Below are 16,777 nucleotides of genomic sequence, written 5' to 3'. Positions count from 1 at the left end.
GCGATCCACGGGATTCCACGGTAACACCTTCCGGACCGTGAGCTGGCGTCGCACCCGCTGCCGGCCCGTTTTCCGGCGCTCGTGGCCGTCTCCGTTACGCCGGAACGGCCGGGACAGCGGCCCGTCGAACCCCGCCACCTCGCCGGGCCGGTGCGCCGGTCGCCGGCCCGGCGGCGACCGGTCAGCGGACGCTCGACTCGGTCGACGCCGGCGGCGCCTGGCCGGGTATCCGGGGACGGGTGGCCACGCCACCCGGCGTCGTTCCCGCGGCCGGGCCGGCCGGACGTCCCGACGCGGCGCCGTCCCCACCGGGCCGGTCGGTTCCACCGGACGGGGCACCCGTGCTCCCGCCCTCGGCGGACCCGGCCGGACCGGCCGGCACCGCGTCACCACCCGGCACGTCCGCGCCGCCGGGACCGGGCCGGCCCGCCGGGTCCCGGGCACCCGGGCCCGGCCCACCCGACGGGTCCGCGCCGCCGGAACCGGACGGTCTCGCCGCGCCGCCCTCTCCCCCGCCCCGCCCGCCGTCGGGCACGGTGCGGTCGGTGGAGTGGTCGAGCACCCGCAACGCGGCCAGGGCCGCCATCGGCACCACCAGGGCGGCCGCCGCACCGGCCACGTCCAGCGCCGACCCGCCCAGCACGCCGCCGAGCCCGGCCGCCACCCCGGTGCCGGCCATCGCCGCCCGGATCGCCGGGTAGATGCCGAACAGCCGCAGCAGCCCGCCCCACGGCTGCAGCAGCGCCAGCCAGACCAGCGCCGCCCCGGCCAGGGCCAGCACGGTCAGTGGGCTGTTCACCAGCGTCTGGAAGTTCGAGGTGCTGGAGCGGTGCACGGTCAGCCCGCCGGTGCCGTCGCCGAGCGCGGCCAGGAACCGGCCCACGCTGCCCCGCTCGGCCGCCGGCCGATCCAGGTCCACCAGGGCGAAGCCGATCGTCACGGCCAGCCCGGCCATGGTGGCCCAGGCCAGCCGGCTGACGGTCAACCAGCCGCCGGCGCAGATCGCCGCCGCGACGCTCACCCCGGCGGTCAACGCGATCGCGCCGATCGAGTCGGCGCCCAGGTAGGGGCTGCCCACGATCACCACGGCCGCGCCGCCCACCGCCACCAGGACGGCCGGGCGCCAGCCGCGGCGTACCCGCTGGGCCAGCCATCCGCCGCACAGCAGCGACCCGGCGATGAACACGCCCAGGCCCACGGTGCCCAGCCCGGCGTACCGGCCGCCCTCCAGGGCGGAGTAGCCGACCACCCCGTTGAGTTGCAGCCGGGAACCGGTGAGCACGTCCACGCCGACCACCAGGGTGGCCAGCCCGGCGACCGCGCCGAGCGGCCCGAGCGTGCGGTCGTGCCCGGGGGTGAACCGGACCGCGGCGGTGCCACCGACGATGAGCAGCGCGGTCACCGAGGCGAACCACCAGCCGGCGTGCTGCCCGCGCCACCAGGGCACCGCGTCGGCCAGCAGCGCCGCCGGCACGGCCAGCGCGGCGGCGATCAGCAGCAGCTCCACCACGGCCACCACCCGCCGGGACACCGGCGCCGGCGAGTGCGGGCCGGCGAGCCGGCGGGCCCGGCGCAACAGCGGCAGCACCGCCACCGCGAGCGCCATCTGGGCGGCGGCGAGCAGCGTGAAGAACCAGCCGGCGACCCGACGTTGGGCGGCGGCCTCCCGGTCGGCGTCGGCCGGCGCCGCGATCGCGGTCCGCAGGTCGTCCGGCCGGTCGTCGACGGTCATCGCGGGCCGGCCGAGGAAGAGCCGCTCCGGCATCGGCCGGCCCAGCGCGGCGAGCGCGGTCGGCGCCAGGTCGACCAGTTGCAGGTAGCCGGCCCGGCCGGTGCTCGGCGAGGTCAGCCAGCCACCGTCCCAACCGGGGCCGTCCGCCACCGCGACGTGCAGCCGGGCCGGGTAGTCGGTGTCCGAGACGCCGGCCACCAGCACCAGCGAGCGCGGTGGCCGGGCGGCGAGCACCCGGGCGAGCCGGGTGTCGGCCTGACGCGCCTGCGCGGCCCGTACCGCCGGGTCGTCGTCGTCGACGGTGCCCACGTCGACGACGCTCAGCACGCAGGAGCCGAGCAGCTCCGCCGGGTCGTCGGGCAGCGTCGACTCGTACCGGTCGACCCGGCCGAACGGGCGGGCGGCGGCCACCGCGGCGCCCGGACCGACCGCCACCGAGCAGCGCACCGACTCGGCCAGCGCGCCCGGCGTGGCGCCCCAGGCCAGCTTGTCCTGGTTGTAGGCGACGACGCCGGGCTGGTCGGGCAGGTTGGCGCCGATGCCGTCCGGCTCCTCGACGGTCACCCCGCTGGCCGGGCAGCCCCCACCCGGGCGGCTGCCGTTCCAGGCGGCGAAGTTGCCGGCGCCGAGGGTCAGCCAGCCGTCCACCGGGCAGGTGGGGCGGTGTGCGGAGCGCACCGACAGGGAGCCGATCGCGCCCTGCTCGGCCATCTTCCACAACGTCGGGGTGTTCTGCGGGTCCACGTCGTCCCAGCGCAGGCCCGCCGCGCCGACCAGCACCACGAAGTCGGCGCTGCGCCGGGGCGTGCCGTCGTCCGGGCGGGCGGCCAGCGCCGTGATGCCCAGCGCCACCACCATCAGGGTCAGCAGCACCGGGGTCAGTCTGCGCAGCATCAGCGGTTTCCCGGTGCGCGCTGCGGCGTCAGCTCGGCGTACAGCTCGGCGAGCGCGGCCACGGTGTCCGCCTCGGTGGGCCAGCTCGCGGCCCGGGCCGCCCCCCGACGGCCCAGCTCGGCGCGGCGCGAGGCGTCGTCGAGCAGTTCACACACCGCCGTGTCGACGGCGTCCACGTCCCCGGGCGGGACCAGCACCGCGCCGTCGCCGACCAGCTCCGGCAGGCCACCGACGGCGGTCGCGACCAGCGGCACGCCGGCGCGCAGCGCCTCCTGCGCGAACAACTGGCGGGCCTCCCAGTCGCTGGTGACCACCGCCAGGTCGGCGCCGGTCAGCAGGTCCGCCACGTCGGTGCGGTGCCCGAGCAGGGTCACCGGGGCGCGGGCCGCCGAGATCCGCGCGGCCAGCGGCAGGTAGGCGGGTCCGCTGCCGGCGATCACCACCGCCGGGGCGGGGGTCCGGGTACGCCACCGGGCGGCGGCGTCGATCAGCACGTCGTACCGCTTCTGCGGGTGCAGCCGGCCCACCGAGAGGATCAACGGACGGTCGCCGGTCACGCCGAACTCGGCGCGCACCGCGGCGCGACGGCGGCGCGGCGCGGGCAGTGTCGGCGCGGCCACCGGGGCCAGCCGGGCGTCGCCGGCGCCCAGCGCGGCCGCCCGGTCGACCAGGTCGGCGGAGGCGCCCAGCGCGACCCGGACGGACCGCGCGACGACCCGCTCGACCAGCCGGGACAGCGCGCCCCGCAGACCGCCGGCGAGGACCGCGTTGTGCCAGGTCACCACCAGCGGGACGGCGGGGCGGGCGAGCGCGGCGACCAGGCCCGCGCGCAGCCCGTGCGCGTGCACCACGTCGACCGGCGTCTCCGCCAGCGCCCGGCGCAGCGCGGTGACCGCCCGGGCGTCCCCGGGGGTGGGGTTGGCCGGGATCTCCACCGGGGTGAACCGGGCGCCCGCGCCGGTGAAGTCGAACTGGTCCTGGGTGGCGGCCGGGCCGCAGACCAGCACCGACGCACCGGCCTCGGTCAGCCCTCGGGCGACGGAGCGGATGTGCTGCCCCACCCCGCCGGTGCTGGAGGCGAGCACCAGGGCGACCGACCCGGGCCAGCGCGGTGCCGGCGAGGCGTCCGTCATGAGGAAACGATCTCCTTTCCGTCGCCCCGATCGCCGGGGTGCTGATCCGCCGGCGGGCCGTCGGCCCCACCGGCCGGGCGGCGGCGCCGCAGCCGGCGGGTCACGGCCGCGAGCAGCGGCCGCAGGTCGCGGGCGTCGGTCAGCCAGGCGACGGCGAGGAACAGGACACCGACCACGACCCCGGACAGCATGCCCTGCACGAGGGCCTCGAATGTCGTCGGGGTCCCGCCCGTCAGGCCGGCGAGACCCCGGGCGGTGGCCGCGCCGCCGGCCGCGGCGACCACGGCGGCCAGCAGTCCGGCCGCGCCGGCCCGGCCGAGGCCGGCGAGCGCCTCCCGGCCGGCGGCCCGCCGCACGGCGGCGATCAGCAGCGCGCCGAGCAGCAGCATGCCGGCGGACGTGGCAAGCGTCACCGCGAGCACCCGGTCGGCCAGCGGCAGCGCCTGGGCGAGCAGGACCGCGAGCGCGGGCACGCTCAGCCAGCCGAGCGCGGTGGCGACGCTTGCCGCGCGGGTCTCGCCGCGCGCGTAGAGCGCCCGGGTGAGGATCGCGAACAGGCCGTAGCCGAGCAGGCCGGGCGCGAACCCGGCGATCCCGGCCGCGGCGGTGCGCGCGTCGACCGGGTCGGCGAAGAAGAAGTGCCCGAGCGGGATCGCGGCGCCGGCCAGCGCGGCGGCGCCGAGCATGCTGAACAGCACCACCTGACGCACCGCCGGGGCGAGGGTGTCGCGGTAGGCGCGCTCGTCGCCGGTCGCCCGGGCCGCCACCAGCGTCGGGTACGCGGCCACCGCGAGCGGCACCGCCAGCACCGACCAGGGCAGGAAGTAGACGGTCTGGGCCAGGTTGAACACGCCCACGTCGGCGGTCCGACCGTAGGTGACCTGGTTGAGCGTGACGGCCAGGGCGATCTGCTGCGCGGCCACGGTGACCGCACCGGCGACCACCAGCCCGCCGACCCGCGCCCGGGCGTCGGCCGGGAACCGGTAGCCCGGCCGGGGCCGCAGTCTCAGCCGCCGCAGCGGGACCAGCAGCGACAGCGAGAGCACCAGCACGCCGAGCGTGGTGCCGCCGGCGAGCAGCAACTCCCCGCCGCGACCGGCCTCGCCGATGGTGGCCAGCCGCCCCTCGACCGCGGTGAAGCCGAGGTAGACCGCGATCACGGTGACGCTGGACAGCAGCGGCGCGATCACCGGCCAGGCGAAGCGCCGGTGTGCCTGCAGCACACCGGTGAGCACGATGCCCACGCCGTAGAGCGGCAGCTGGGGCGCGAAGACCCGCAGCATCCGCGCCCCGGACGCCTGCTGGGCCTCGCTGAGACCGTGGCCCAGCAGCCCCGGCAGCGGGTCGGCGAACACCGCCACCAGCACCGCCAGCGGGACCAGCAGGCTCAGCGTCCAGGTCAGCAGCGCGCCCGTGGTGGCGGCCACCGCGCGCCGGTCACCCGCCTCGACGGCGCCGGCCAGCAGCGGTACGACGAGGCTGGCCAGCGCCCCACCGGCGACGATCTCGAAGATGAAGTTCGGGACGTAGTTGGCCACCAGGTAGGCGCCGCCGAGGTCGCTGGTGGACAGCGTCCAGGTGAAAACGGCGGTACGGCCGAAGCCGGCGAGGCGGCTGACCACGGTGAGGACGGCGATGAGGGCGGCCGCCCCGGCGACGCGGCCGGCGGCGGCGAGGGGTGCCGGTTTCGTCACGTCAGTCGGCGAGCCGACCCAGCTCGTCCAGGTGCCGCAACCCCGGGGTCCGCGCGATGACCTGGGTGAAGCTGACCTTCTCGCTGGCCGCGGTGAGCGCGGCGAGCACGGCCAGCGCACCGGCGCGCCCCAGCGGCCCGGTACGCGCCGCGAGGCTCACCCCGAGCAGCGCGCCGAGCGCGTTGGCGCCGCTGTCGCCGATCATCACCCGCTCGTTCAGGTCGTCCGTCACCAGCCCGGCGGCCGCGCCGACGGCGCCCGCCGCGATGCCGCCGTACGGGCCGGTGGACAGCGGCGCGCCGAGCAGCATGCCGGACTTCAGCGCCCGACCGGGCCGCAGGTCGAGCAGGTTGACGAGGTTGGCGGTGCCGGCCACCACGGCGGCGCCGAGCAGCACGTCGAGCCCGCGGCCGAAGGTGCCGGCGCGCTGCCGGCGCGGGTGCGCGGCGACCCGGGCGTCGGCCGCGAGCAGCGCCGCGGCTCCCAGCCCGGCCGCGCCCACGCCGGCGACCTTGACCAGCCCGGCGGTGACCCGCCCCTCGCGCAGCGCGGCGAGGTGCCCGGCGAAGCCCTTGGCGGCCTTCTGCTCCGGGCGCGCGCCGACCACGTCGTCGTAGAGCCCGACCGCGCCCGCCCCGACGCCGGCCAACAGCGCGGCGGCGCCGGCCGGGGCGCTGCCGGCGCCCAGCGCGCCCGCGGTGGCGGCGCCCACGGCCAGGGCCGGGCCGGCGGCCAGGGTCACCGTGCGGCCCCGGTAGTTGGTGCGCTCCAGCGCCGGCGCGCTGGGCGAGGCGCGCACCTCCCGCAGCGCGTAGCGGGCGGCCAGCACCCCCGCGCCCACGGCCAGCAGCCGACCCAGTCTCACGCGACCCCTCCTGATCCGGACTCTCGACGCGACGCGGCACGGACCTCACGGCCCGGCGCGGTCACTGGGGCAGTTTAGGCAGCCGCGACGCCGCGTTGTCGCCCACGCCGTACTGGCCGGCCTTCTTGCCGCTCAGCTGCTCGGCGAGGGCGAGGCTGGTGACCAGCTGGCCCTGCACGGTGTTGGCGTTGTCGACGGTGGAGACGGTCTGCGACAGGGTCGGGTCGCCGCGGACCACGGCCACCACGTTGCCGCCGGTCGAGCCCATGCCGGCGACCACGATCGCGCCGGCGCGGTCGAACATGTCGGCGATCTTCACCACCGACTCGTCCTTCTTCGCCGAGTCCTTGTCCACGTACGGCTGGCCGGTCACCAGCACCACCGCCTCGGCCGGGCCGGAGATCTTGTCCTCCGGGGTGAGGTAGCCGGCGGTGGCGTACTGCTGGAGCACGGTGCGGCGGTCGGTCTCGCTGACCGCGGCGCTGCCCGCCGGCCGGTCCAGCAGGACGTTGGCCAGCAGCGCGCTGGAGGTCTCCACGCCGTGCCCGTTGCCGGGCAGGTTCGTCGACGGCGCGCTGTTCGGACGGGCCGCGGTGACCGCCAGCTCCAGCAGGTTGTTGTTGCTGTCCGGGTTGATGAACTTGTCCTGCACGTCGATGCGGCCGGTCACGTCGGCGCCGGCGGTGCGGAGCATCTTCACCACGCCCTCGGTCTGGTCCCGGCCGCTGGGCAGGCTGACCACCACCACCCGACGGTCGTTCAGCTTGCCGGGCAGGACGACCTCCGCCATCTCGGCGGCGAAGTCCTCCTCGGTCTCCAACTGCTTCTGCATGCTGTTGACCGACTGGCGCATCAGCGAGTTGTCCTTGCGCAGGCCGTTGACGTTCTCGCGGAGCGAGTCGGCGACCGGGCCGTTGAGGGCGGCGGTGCCGACCACCAGGCCGATCGCCAGCGCGAGGAAGATCGCGGTCAGGGACACCACGTGGTAGCGGAAGTTGATCACGCTTGCAGCCTCTTGATCGTCGGGGAGCTAGAAGAGCTGGCCGAGCTGGAACACGAAATTGTCCCACCATTCGGAGACCACGCCCAGATACGCCTTCCCGACGGTGGAGACCGCCACCGCGGAGGCCATCGCGGCGACCGCCGAGAGGACCAGCAGCAGCAGCGAGGACCCGGAGATGCTCTGCCGGTAGAGACGGCTGACGCCCTTGGCGTCGACCAGCTTCCCGCCCACCTTCAGCCGGGTGAGGAACGTCGACGCCATGCCACCGCGGCCCTTGTCGAGGAACTCCACCAGAGTGGCGTGGGTGCCGACGGCCACCAGCAGCGAGGCGCCCTTCTCGTCGGCCAGCAGCATGGCCAGGTCCTCGCTGGTGGCCGCCGCCGGGAACGTGATCGCCGGCACGCCCAGGCCGTTGACCCGGGCCAGGCCCGGCGCCCGTCCGTCCGGGTAGGCGTGCACGATCACCTCGGCGCCGCAACGCAGCACGTCGTCGGTGACCGAGTCCATGTCGCCGATGATCATGTCGGGGGTGTAGCCCGCCTCGACCAGCGCGTCGGCCCCGCCGTCGACGCCGATCAGCACCGGCTTGAACTCGCGGATGTAGGGACGCAGCACGTCCAGGTCGGCCTTGTAGTCGTAGCCCCGGACCACGATCAGGCAGTGCCGGCCCCGGACCTGGGTCTGGATCTCCGGCACGCCGACGCCGTCGAGCAGCAGGTCGCGTTCCTGCCGGAGGTAGTCCATCGTGTTGGCGGCGAACGCCTCCAACTGCACCGACAGGCCCTCCCGGGCGTCGGCCATCGACTTGGCCACCGTCTCGGCGTCCTGCAACGCGCCGTGCGCCACCGGCTCCGCGCCGGCGAAGACGGTGTTGCCCTCGATGCGCACCAGATCGCCCTCACGCACCTGCTCGAAGACGCTCTCGCCGAGGTCGTCCAGGAGTGGGATGCCGGCCGCGACCAGCACCTCGGGACCGAGGTTGGGATAGCGCCCGGAGACCGACGGCTTGGCGTTGAGCACCGCGGCGACCCCCACGGCGACGAGCGAGTCGGCCGCCACCCGGTCCAGGTCGACGTGGTCGATGACCGCGATGTCACCGGGGCGCAGGCGACCGACAAGCCGTTTCGTCCGGCGGTCGAGGCGCGCGGTGCCGAGGATCGAGCCCGGTTCCGCGTTTCGGGTCCGGCGCAGTGTGGGTAGACGCATCGTGACCATCCTGGCATGTGGGGCAGGTTCTGCTGTCGCGACATGCCTGAGCAGGGCCGCCTACCCAGGGAAGCACACCGGGACGCGGCCCGGTGTGCTTGCGCTCACAATCGGGGCATCACGGACGCCTTTCCTTGGCCGCCACGGCCAGGAGTTCCTCTGCATGGGCGATACCCAGATCGGAGTCCGGCAAACCGGCGAGCATCCGGGCCAGCTCCCGCGCCCGCTCCGTGTCCTCCACCACCCGCACCCCGCTGGTGGTGACCGCGCCGCCGGTGTCCTTCGCCACCACCAGGTGCCGGTCGGCGAACGCGGCGACCTGCGGCAGGTGGGTGACCACCAGCACCTGGTGGCTGCGGGCCAGCCGGGCCAGCCGCCGGCCGATCTCCACCGCGGCCTGACCGCCGACACCGGCGTCGACCTCGTCGAAGACCAGCGTGGGCGGCCCGCCCGACCCGGCGAAGACCACCTCGATGGCGAGCATCACCCGGGACAGCTCACCGCCGGAGGCGCCCCGCTGCAACGGCAGCGCCGGCGCGCCCGGGTGAGCCAGCAGCCGCAGCTCGACCTCGTCGGCGCCGTCCGCGCCGACGCCCACCTCGACGCCGTTGACCGGCAGGCTCGGCTCGGCCCGCCCGGCAGCGCGGGGCAGCACCGCGACCTCGATCCGGGCGTGCGGCATGGCCAACCCGGCCAGCTCGACGGTGACCTGTTCGGCGAAGCGCACGGCCGCCTCCTGCCGCGACGCGGAGACCCGCCCGGCGAGGTCGCCCACCTCACCGGCGAGCCGCGACGCCTCCCGGTCCAACTCGTCCAGCAGTTCGTCGGAGGTGTCCAGATCGGACAGCCGGGTCCGGGCCCGCTCGGCCCAGGCCACCACGCCGTCGACGTCGTCGGCGTACTTGCGGGTGAGCGCGCGCAGCGCGGCGCGCCGCTCGTAGAGCGTCTGCAGGCGGGCCGGGTCGGCGTCCAGCGCGGTCAGGTAGGCGGACAGCTCGGCGGCCACATCGGCGACCAGCGTGGCCGCCTCCTCCAACCGGGCCGCCAGCTCGCCGAGCGCCGGGTCGGTGCCGGCCTGCGCCTCCAGGGTGCGGCGGGCGGTGCCGAGCAGCACGGTCGCGTCGGGGGTGTCGTCGGTCGCCTCCACCCCGCCGGCCACGCACTGCTGCGCCACCTGGGCCGCGGTGCGCAACCCCTCGGCGTGCTCCAGTCGCTGCGCCTCCGCCTTCAGCTCGTCGTCCTCCCCCGGCTGCGGGTCGACCCGGGTGATCTCGTCGAGGCCCAGCCGCAGCAGGTCGGCCTCCTGGCTGCGCTCGCGGGCGTTGCGCCGGCGATCGGCCAGATCGTCGACCACCGCCCGCCACCGCCCGTACGTCTCGCGCAGCCCGTCGAGCAGCTTCTCGTGCTCCGAACCGGCGAAGCGGTCGAGCGCGGCCCGCTGCTCCGCCGGGCGCAGCAGGCGCAACTGGTCGGACTGGCCGTGCACGGCCAGTACCTGCTCACCGACCTCGCCCAACGTCGACACCGGCATACTTCGCCCGCCCAGGTGGGCCCGGGACCGGCCCTCGATCGTGACGCTGCGGCTGAGCAGCAGCGAGCCGTCCTCGTCGGGCTCGCCGCCGGCGTCGACGATGCGGGCGTGCACCGACTCGGCGACCCGGCCGCGCAGCCGCAACCGCCCCTCCACCAGCGCGCGGCCCGGCTGGGCCCGCACCCGGCCGGCGTCGGCCCGGCCGCCGAAGAGCAGGCCGAGGCCGGTCACCACCATGGTCTTGCCGGCGCCGGTCTCGCCGGTGATGACGTTCATCCCCCCGGCCAGGGGCAGCGTGGTGTCCTCGATGACGCCCAGTCCGGTGATGCGCAGCTCTTCCAGCACAGCACCCGACAGTAGCCCCGCCGGGTGACAGTTGACCAGCCGGCACGGTGGCCCGCCACGACCACCGCGTCGCACCCGCGCAACTCGTTCTGCGCTTTCCCGCAATCGGCGCACCCGGAACCGGGGCGGGGTGGTCGGGGCGCCGGACGTCGCGTCGTCGCCCAGCTCGCGCTCCGCCGCTTCCTCCGGCGGCGGCTCATCGACCTGTCGGCCCGACCGGGGTCGACACCCGACCGGGCACGGCGCGCCGGTCCGCAGGTCGCGGCCCGCCGCGACGCTCCGGCGCCCCGACCCGTCGCGGCCCCGACCACCCCCTGGTCGGATCCGCGACCCACGGGCCGCGCGTCATCCGGGAGCGGCGGGCCTCACCGCCACGCCCGGACTCACCTCGACGCGGCCCGCACCGCCCACCGTAACGCGCCCGCCCGGCGAGCCGGGTCGTCCTGACGGGCCGGTCAGCGACGGCTGCCGCGCCAGCCCTGCACGGGCAGGCCGAACTTGGCCACCAGCCGGTCGGTGAACGGGCGCGCCCGCAGCCGGACGATGCGCACCGGCAACGCGCCCCGGCGCACCGTGACCCGGGCGCCGGGCGGCAGGTCGTAGACCCGCCGGCCGTCGCAGCAGAGCACCGCGAGCGTGGTGAACGGATCGACGGTGATGGCGAACGTGGAGGTCGGCGCGGTCACCAGCGGGCGACTGAACAGCGCGTGCGCGCTGATCGGCACCAGCAGCAGCGCCTCCACCTCGGGCCAGACCACCGGCCCGCCACCGGAGAACGCGTACGCGGTGGAGCCGGTCGGGGTCGCGCAGACCACGCCGTCGCAGCCGTAGCGGGACAGCGGCCGGCCGTCCACGTCGACGAGCAGCTCCAGCATCTGGGCGCGCTCGCCCTTCTCCACGCTGATCTCGTTGAGCGCCCACGACTCGATGGTCGGCCCGCCGTCGAACTCGGCGGTCACGTCCAGGGTCAGGCGTTCGTCCACGGTGTAGTTACGCCCCACCACGTCACGCACCGCGGTGTCCAGATCGTTGATCTCCGCCTCGGCCAGGAAACCGACCTTGCCCAGGTTGATGCCGAGCAACGGCGCCTTGGCCGGGCGGGCCAGCTCGGCGGCGCGCAGGAACGTGCCGTCCCCGCCGAGCGCGAACACGATCTCCGCGCCCTCGGCCGCCTCCGGGCCGGTCACCGGCACCACGCCGGGCAGGTCGAGGTCGTCGGCCTCCTCGGCGACCACCCGTACCTCGAAGCCGTTCGAGATCAGGTCGGCGGCCACCGCACGGGCGTGCTCGGTGCTGCGTCGACGGCCGGTGTGCGTCACCAGCAGCGCGGTCCGACTCACCCGGACACCTCCTCGGTCGTGGCCGCCGTCGCGGCGGCACCCTGCGGGCCGGCCGCGACCACCGCGCGGACCCGGTCGGCGTCGGCGGCCGGCGCGTCCCGGCGCAACCATACGAAGAACTCGACGTTGCCGCTCGGCCCGGGCAGCGGGCTGGCCGCCACGTCGGCCAGGCCGAGACCGAGCCGCGCGGCGGCGGCGGTCACGTCGAGCACCGCCTCGGCGCGCAGCGCCGGGTCGCGCACCACGCCACCGGCGCCCACCCGCTCCTTGCCCACCTCGAACTGCGGCTTGACCATCAGCGCCAGGTCGCCGTCGGGACCGGTGCAGGCGGCCAGCGCCGGCAGCACCAGACGCAGCGAGATGAACGACAGGTCGGCCACCGTCAGGTCGACCGGGCCGCCGATCGCCTCCGGCGTGAGGGTACGCACATTCGTGCGCTCGAAGACCCGGACCCGCTCGTCGGTGCGCAGCGGCCAGGCGAGCTGCCCGTACCCGACGTCGACGGCCACCACCTCGGCCGCGCCGGCGCGCAGCAGCACGTCGGTGAAGCCGCCGGTGGAGGCGCCCGCGTCCAGGCAACGCCGGCCGGTCACGGCCAGTCCGCCCGAGGCGAACGCGGCCAGCGCCCCGGCCAGCTTGTGGCCGCCGCGGGAGACGTAGTCCTCCGCCGGGTCCTCGCCGGTGACCAGCAACGGGTCGGCCGGGTCGACCATGGCGGCCGCCTTGCGGGCGGGCACTCCGCGCAGCTGGACGCGGCCGGCCTCCACCAGCGCGGCAGCCTGCTCACGGGAGCGGGCCAGGCCACGCCGGACGAGTTCGGCGTCCAGCCGGGTACGACGAGCCATCGGTGTCCGTTCTCCGCCTCTGCTCAGGCCTGGTCGATGGTGGCGAGGGTCTCTCGCAGCGTCTCGTACGCCGCCTCGTACTGGGCGATCTGGTCCGCCGGGGCGAGCGCCTCGGCGTTGGCCATGCCCCGCACCGCGGCGTCCACGGCCGGATGCGAAGCCTCGCCCACCTCCTCGACCGGCGCCGGGCGGATCCCGGGCGGCGGTCCGGGGCGCGCACCAGGAGGCGGGCCGGGACGGTAGGGCGCGGTCACGAGGCGGCCGGTCCGCGGCCGGCGCCCTTCTTCGCCGGCCGGGACGGCGCGGCGGGCGACTCGTCGGCCGGCGTGCGCGCCACCGTCGCGGCGGGCTTCCTCGCGATCGCCTTCTTGGCCACCGCCCTCTTCGCCACGGCCTTCGTCACCGGCGCGTCGCCGGACGCCCCGGCCGGCGCGGGCTCGGCCCGGCTCCCGGACGCGGCCGGATCGGCCCCGGCCGGCGCGGACGATCCGGCGGCGGCCGGCGCGGGGACGGTGCGGGCCTCACGTAGCTGCCGCTCCAGGTCGTGCACCCGGCGGGTCAGCTCGGCGACCTCGTCGGCGGTGGCCAGCCCGACGGCGCCGAGGGTCCGGTCGACCTCGAAGCGGACCAGCTTGGTCAGCGCCTCCCGATTCGCCAGGCCGGTGGCGACCAGTTCCTCGGCGAGCGACTGGAGCTGCCCGGCCGTCGCGCCGCCCTGACCGACGACCCGCTTCACCGTGTCCTGCGCCTTCTTCCGGGGCGCCTCGGTCAGGCCCATGGCCAGCTCGAGGTAGGCGCGCCACGCGTCCTGCATGCCTGATTCCTTCCGCGGGGCGGGGGTGTGCAGGTGCCACGCTACCGGGCACCTGGGACGCACCGTTGCGGTACGGTGCCGGGAACGGTACGGCGCGTGGTGAGGAGACGATGTGGCCAGCGTGGACGACTGCCGGCAGGCGTTGCAGGACCTGGCCGACCGCCTCGACCGGCACGTCGAGGCGCAGGGCCGCATCGACCTCGACCGCACGCTGGCCTGCCGGATCACCGACCTGGACACCGCGTTCCACGGGCGACTCGAAGGCGGCCGGCTGGTCGGCCTGACCGACGGTGACGACCCGAAGGCCAAGATCGGGCTGAGCATCGGCAGCGACGACCTGCTCGCCCTGGTGCACGGCAAGCTCGACATCATGTCGGCGGTGGCTTCCCGACGGGTTTCCGTCAAGGCGAACCCGTTCGACCTGATGAAGCTCCGCAAGCTGCTCTGAGCGGGCCGGCTCAGCCGCCGAGGCCGAAGGCGGCGAGCGCTTCCGCGGCCGCCGGGGAATCGGCCCGCACGCGCGGTCCGGCCGGCGTGGACCAGGCCACCGCGCAGAGCGCCCCGAGCGCGTCCAACGGCCGTCCCGCGCCGTCGAGCACCAGCTCCCCACCGGCCTCGGTCACCGACCAGCCGCCGCTCCGCGGCCGGCCGGGCACCGCCACCACGGCCTGCGGGTCGAACAACCCGGCCAGGTCGAAGGAGACGTACGCAGGCCGGCGCGACTCGGGCGCGGCCAGCAACTCGGCCGCGTCGCTGACCCCGGTCAGCACCAGCAGGCTGTCCAGGCCGGCCCGTCGGGCGCCCTCGATGTCGGTGTCCAACCGGTCGCCCACCACCAGGGTCCGGCCGGCTCCGGCACGGCGGGCCGCCGTCGCGAACAACGCCGGCTCCGGCTTGCCCACCACCACGTCCGGATCCCGGTCGAGCGCGGTACGCAGCACCGCCACCAGCGAACCGTTACCGGGCAGCGGCCCGCGCGGGCTGGGCAGCGTGCGGTCGGTGTTGGTGGCGTACCAGGGCGCACCCGCCCGCACCGCCAGGGACGCCTCGGCCAGGTCGGACCAGCCCACCTGCGGCCCGTACCCCTGGGCGACGGCGGCGGGTTGCTCCTCGACCGTCGACACCGGCCGCAGGCCCACCGCGCGCAGCTCGGCCCGCAACGCCTCCGCGCCGACCACCAGCACCGGCGCGCCGGCCGGCAGCCGGTCGGCGAGCAGCTCGGCGGTGGCGGCCGCGGAGGTGAGCACCTCCGCCGGCTCGGCCGGCACACCCATTCCGGTGAGCAGGTCGGCCACCTCGCTGGAACGACGGGAGGCGTTGTTCGTCGCGTACGCGACCATCCGCCCCTCCGCACGCAGCCGACCGACCGCCTCGACCGCGCCGGGGATCGGCCGGTCGATCAGGTAGATGACCCCGTCGAGGTCGAAGGCGACGAGGGCGTACCCGTCGACCAGCCGCCCGTTCGTCCCGGCGCGGTCGCGATCCGCGCCGGAACCGCTGTCCCCGGCGTCGGCGGCGGCGGCTGCCAGCTCGCCGTCGCCTGCGGCCTGTCCGGTCACCGGCGCTCCGCCGCCTCGTCCCCGCCGGCCTGGACATCGCCGGCCTGGACGTCGCCGGCCTGGACGTCGCCGGCCTGGACGTCGCCGGCCTGGACGTTCGCGGCGTGGCCTCCGCCGGCCCGGTTCCCGCCGGCCTGGACGTCGGCGGCCTGGCTTCCGCCGTCCTGGCTTCCGCCTGCCGGGGCGTCGTCGACCGACGGCAGGTCCCGGTCCGGCTCGGTGGGCGCGTCGCCGGTCGCGAGCGAGCCGGCCTCGGTGTCGGTCAGCTCGTCGTCGGCCAGGTCGCCGGCATCGCGGTCCCGGTACCCGGCCCGAGCCGCGTCACCGGCACCCGCCGCGTCGGTTCGGTCGTCGCCGTCCGGCCCGCGGCGCTCCTCGTCCTCGTCGAGGTCGCTGTCCCGACCCTCGTCTTCGAGGTCGTCATCATCGTCCTCGTCGTCAAGGTCGTCGTCGTCGTCCTCGTCGTCGAGGTCATCGTCGTCGTCCTCGTCGTCAAGGTCGTCGTCGTCGTCCTCGTCGTCGAGGTCATCGTCGTCGTCCTCGTCGTCCTCGTCGTCGAGGTCGTCGTCATCGTCCTCGTCGTCGCTGTCCCGGTCATCGTCCTCGTCGAGGTCGTCGTCATCGTCCTCGGTGCCGCCCGCGGCCGATGGGGCGGAAGCGTCGCCCTCACCCTCCGGCTCGTCGTCCTCGTCGTCGCCCTCGATGAGCACGCCGTCGAGTTCCAGCAGCCGCTCGGCGGCGTCGGTCTCACCCTCGGAGTCGATGTCGGCGGCCCGGGAGAACCACTCCCGCGCCTCCTCGCGCCGGCCCACCGCGAGCAGGGCGTCGGCGTACGCGTAGCGCAGCCGCGCCGCCCACGGCTCGGTCGATTCGGCGGTCAGCTCGCGGACCTGCAGCATCGCCACGGCCGCGTCCTTCTGCCCCAGGTCGCCCCGCGCGCCGGCGGCCACGATCAGCAGCTCGATCGCGACGGCCTGGTCGAGCTTCTCCCGGTCCGCGCCGCGGAACAGGTCGATCGCCCGCTCGGGCCGGCCCAGCGCCCGCTCGCAGTCGGCCAGGACCGCCAGGTGGCTCTGCAGGCCGGTCATCCGGTGGTACGTCCGCAGCTCGGCGATCGCCGACTGCCACTCCCCCGCGTGGTAGGCGGCCAGCCCGACCGCCTCCCGGACGGCGGCGATGCGCGAGGCGAGCCGGCGGGCCGCCATCGCGTGCGCCAGCGCCAGCGTCGGGTCGTCGTCGATCACCAGGCCGGTCGCGACGAGGTGCCGGGCGACGGTCTCCGCCACCGGCTTGGCGAGCGAGAGCAACTCGGCCCGGACGGTCGAGTCGAGGTCGCTGGCGAGCACCTCGTCCGGCAGGTCCGGCGCCTCACCGGTACGCCCCTCGCCACGCTCGTCCTGGCGCTCACGCTGCGGGCCGTAGCTACCCGACCGGCGGTCGTCCCGTTCCGGCCGGTCGCCGAAGCCACGGCGCTCCCCGTCCCGCTCGGTACGGCCGCCTCGGTAACCACCCTCGCGGCGCTCGCCGCCGGCGAAGCCCTCACGACGGTCACCGCCCCGGTAGCCGCCTTCGCGGTCGTCACGGCGGAAGCCGCCCTCACGGCGGTCACCGCCCGGCGCACCACCGGAACGGCTGTCACGGCTGAAACCGCCCTCACGACGCTCACCACCGCGGAAACCACCGTCACGGTCACCGCCACGGAAGCCACCCTCGCGACGGTCACCGCCCGGCGCACCACCGGAACGGCTGTCACGGCTGAAACCGCCCTCACGACGCTCACCACCGCGGAAACCACCGTCACGGTCGCCGCCACGGA

At 76.0% G+C, this 16,777-nt stretch carries 14 protein-coding genes and 1 pseudogene; 2 read left to right on the top strand and 13 right to left on the bottom strand.

The features are described from left to right. Positions 1 to 181: 181 nt before the first annotated feature. From ACGFI2_RS27295 to ACGFI2_RS27245, 11 genes are all read right to left on the bottom strand, one after another. Positions 182 to 2,626, bottom strand: a complete 2,445-nt coding sequence (locus tag ACGFI2_RS27295) for a hypothetical protein (RefSeq protein ID WP_393522080.1) — start codon at positions 2,624 to 2,626, stop codon at positions 182 to 184. After that, positions 2,626 to 3,759 carry a glycosyltransferase family 4 protein gene (locus ACGFI2_RS27290; protein ID WP_393522078.1) on the bottom strand — a complete coding sequence of 378 codons (1,134 nt, stop codon included), beginning with the start codon at positions 3,757 to 3,759 and terminating at the stop codon, positions 2,626 to 2,628. The genes ACGFI2_RS27295 and ACGFI2_RS27290 overlap by 1 nt, the downstream gene beginning before the upstream one ends. Further along, a complete protein-coding gene (gene murJ, locus ACGFI2_RS27285; RefSeq protein ID WP_393522076.1) occupies positions 3,756 to 5,453 on the bottom strand; it encodes a murein biosynthesis integral membrane protein MurJ in 1,698 nt (565 codons plus the stop codon). Before murJ ends, ACGFI2_RS27290 begins: the two co-directional genes overlap by 4 nt. A gap of 1 nt (position 5,454) precedes the next feature. Further along, positions 5,455 to 6,318: a hypothetical protein gene (locus ACGFI2_RS27280; protein WP_393522074.1), complete on the bottom strand. Its 864-nt coding sequence runs from the start codon at positions 6,316 to 6,318 to the stop codon at positions 5,455 to 5,457. A gap of 61 nt (positions 6,319 to 6,379) precedes the next feature. Beyond that, positions 6,380 to 7,321 carry a copper transporter gene (locus ACGFI2_RS27275; RefSeq protein ID WP_393522072.1) on the bottom strand — a complete coding sequence of 314 codons (942 nt, stop codon included), beginning with the start codon at positions 7,319 to 7,321 and terminating at the stop codon, positions 6,380 to 6,382. Positions 7,322 to 7,348: 27 nt separating this feature from the next. Further along, entirely contained in the window at positions 7,349 to 8,527 is a 1,179-nt protein-coding gene (gene steA, locus ACGFI2_RS27270) for a putative cytokinetic ring protein SteA (protein ID WP_393522071.1), read from the bottom strand. Positions 8,528 to 8,645: 118 nt separating this feature from the next. Continuing rightward, positions 8,646 to 10,403, bottom strand: coding sequence for a DNA repair protein RecN (gene recN, locus ACGFI2_RS27265; RefSeq protein WP_393522069.1), 1,758 nt, complete (start codon positions 10,401 to 10,403; stop codon positions 8,646 to 8,648). Between the two features lie 455 nt (positions 10,404 to 10,858). Next, the gene (locus tag ACGFI2_RS27260; RefSeq protein ID WP_091070759.1) at positions 10,859 to 11,743 is read right to left on the bottom strand and encodes an NAD kinase; all 885 of its coding nucleotides are present in this window, start codon (positions 11,741 to 11,743) and stop codon (positions 10,859 to 10,861) included. Beyond that, the gene (locus ACGFI2_RS27255) at positions 11,740 to 12,588 is read right to left on the bottom strand and encodes a TlyA family RNA methyltransferase (RefSeq protein WP_393522067.1); all 849 of its coding nucleotides are present in this window, start codon (positions 12,586 to 12,588) and stop codon (positions 11,740 to 11,742) included. The genes ACGFI2_RS27260 and ACGFI2_RS27255 overlap by 4 nt, the downstream gene beginning before the upstream one ends. Positions 12,589 to 12,611: 23 nt before the next feature. Next, positions 12,612 to 12,842 carry a hypothetical protein gene (locus ACGFI2_RS27250; protein ID WP_393522065.1) on the bottom strand — a complete coding sequence of 77 codons (231 nt, stop codon included), beginning with the start codon at positions 12,840 to 12,842 and terminating at the stop codon, positions 12,612 to 12,614. Then, the gene (locus ACGFI2_RS27245) at positions 12,839 to 13,402 is read right to left on the bottom strand and encodes a hypothetical protein (RefSeq protein WP_393522063.1); all 564 of its coding nucleotides are present in this window, start codon (positions 13,400 to 13,402) and stop codon (positions 12,839 to 12,841) included. Before ACGFI2_RS27245 ends, ACGFI2_RS27250 begins: the two co-directional genes overlap by 4 nt. Before the next feature lie 112 nt (positions 13,403 to 13,514). Here ACGFI2_RS27245 and ACGFI2_RS27240 point away from each other — a divergent pair, with 112 nt between their 5' ends. Beyond that, complete coding sequence (locus ACGFI2_RS27240) at positions 13,515 to 13,850, top strand: SCP2 sterol-binding domain-containing protein (RefSeq protein ID WP_393522061.1); 336 nt, start codon at positions 13,515 to 13,517, stop codon at positions 13,848 to 13,850. 10 nt (positions 13,851 to 13,860) lie between these two features. Here ACGFI2_RS27240 and ACGFI2_RS27235 read toward each other — a convergent pair whose 3' ends face one another. Further along, positions 13,861 to 14,856: an HAD-IIA family hydrolase gene (locus ACGFI2_RS27235; RefSeq protein ID WP_393522204.1), complete on the bottom strand. Its 996-nt coding sequence runs from the start codon at positions 14,854 to 14,856 to the stop codon at positions 13,861 to 13,863. Positions 14,857 to 15,625: 769 nt separating this feature from the next. Beyond that, positions 15,626 to 16,166, bottom strand: a pseudogene (locus ACGFI2_RS27230) (Replicase polyprotein 1ab); the annotation flags it as partial. Positions 16,167 to 16,223: 57 nt separating this feature from the next. Here ACGFI2_RS27230 and ACGFI2_RS27225 point away from each other — a divergent pair. Then, on the top strand, positions 16,224 to 16,777 hold a 554-nt coding region (locus ACGFI2_RS27225; RefSeq protein WP_393522059.1), incomplete at its 3' end, for a hypothetical protein.

Source organism: Micromonospora sp. NPDC049282, from assembly GCF_043197045.1.
In the GTDB taxonomy this organism is placed as follows: Bacteria; Actinomycetota; Actinomycetes; order Mycobacteriales; family Micromonosporaceae; genus Micromonospora.
Note: the sequence above shows the minus strand (reverse complement) of the source record. Positions and strands in the feature narration are given on the sequence as shown.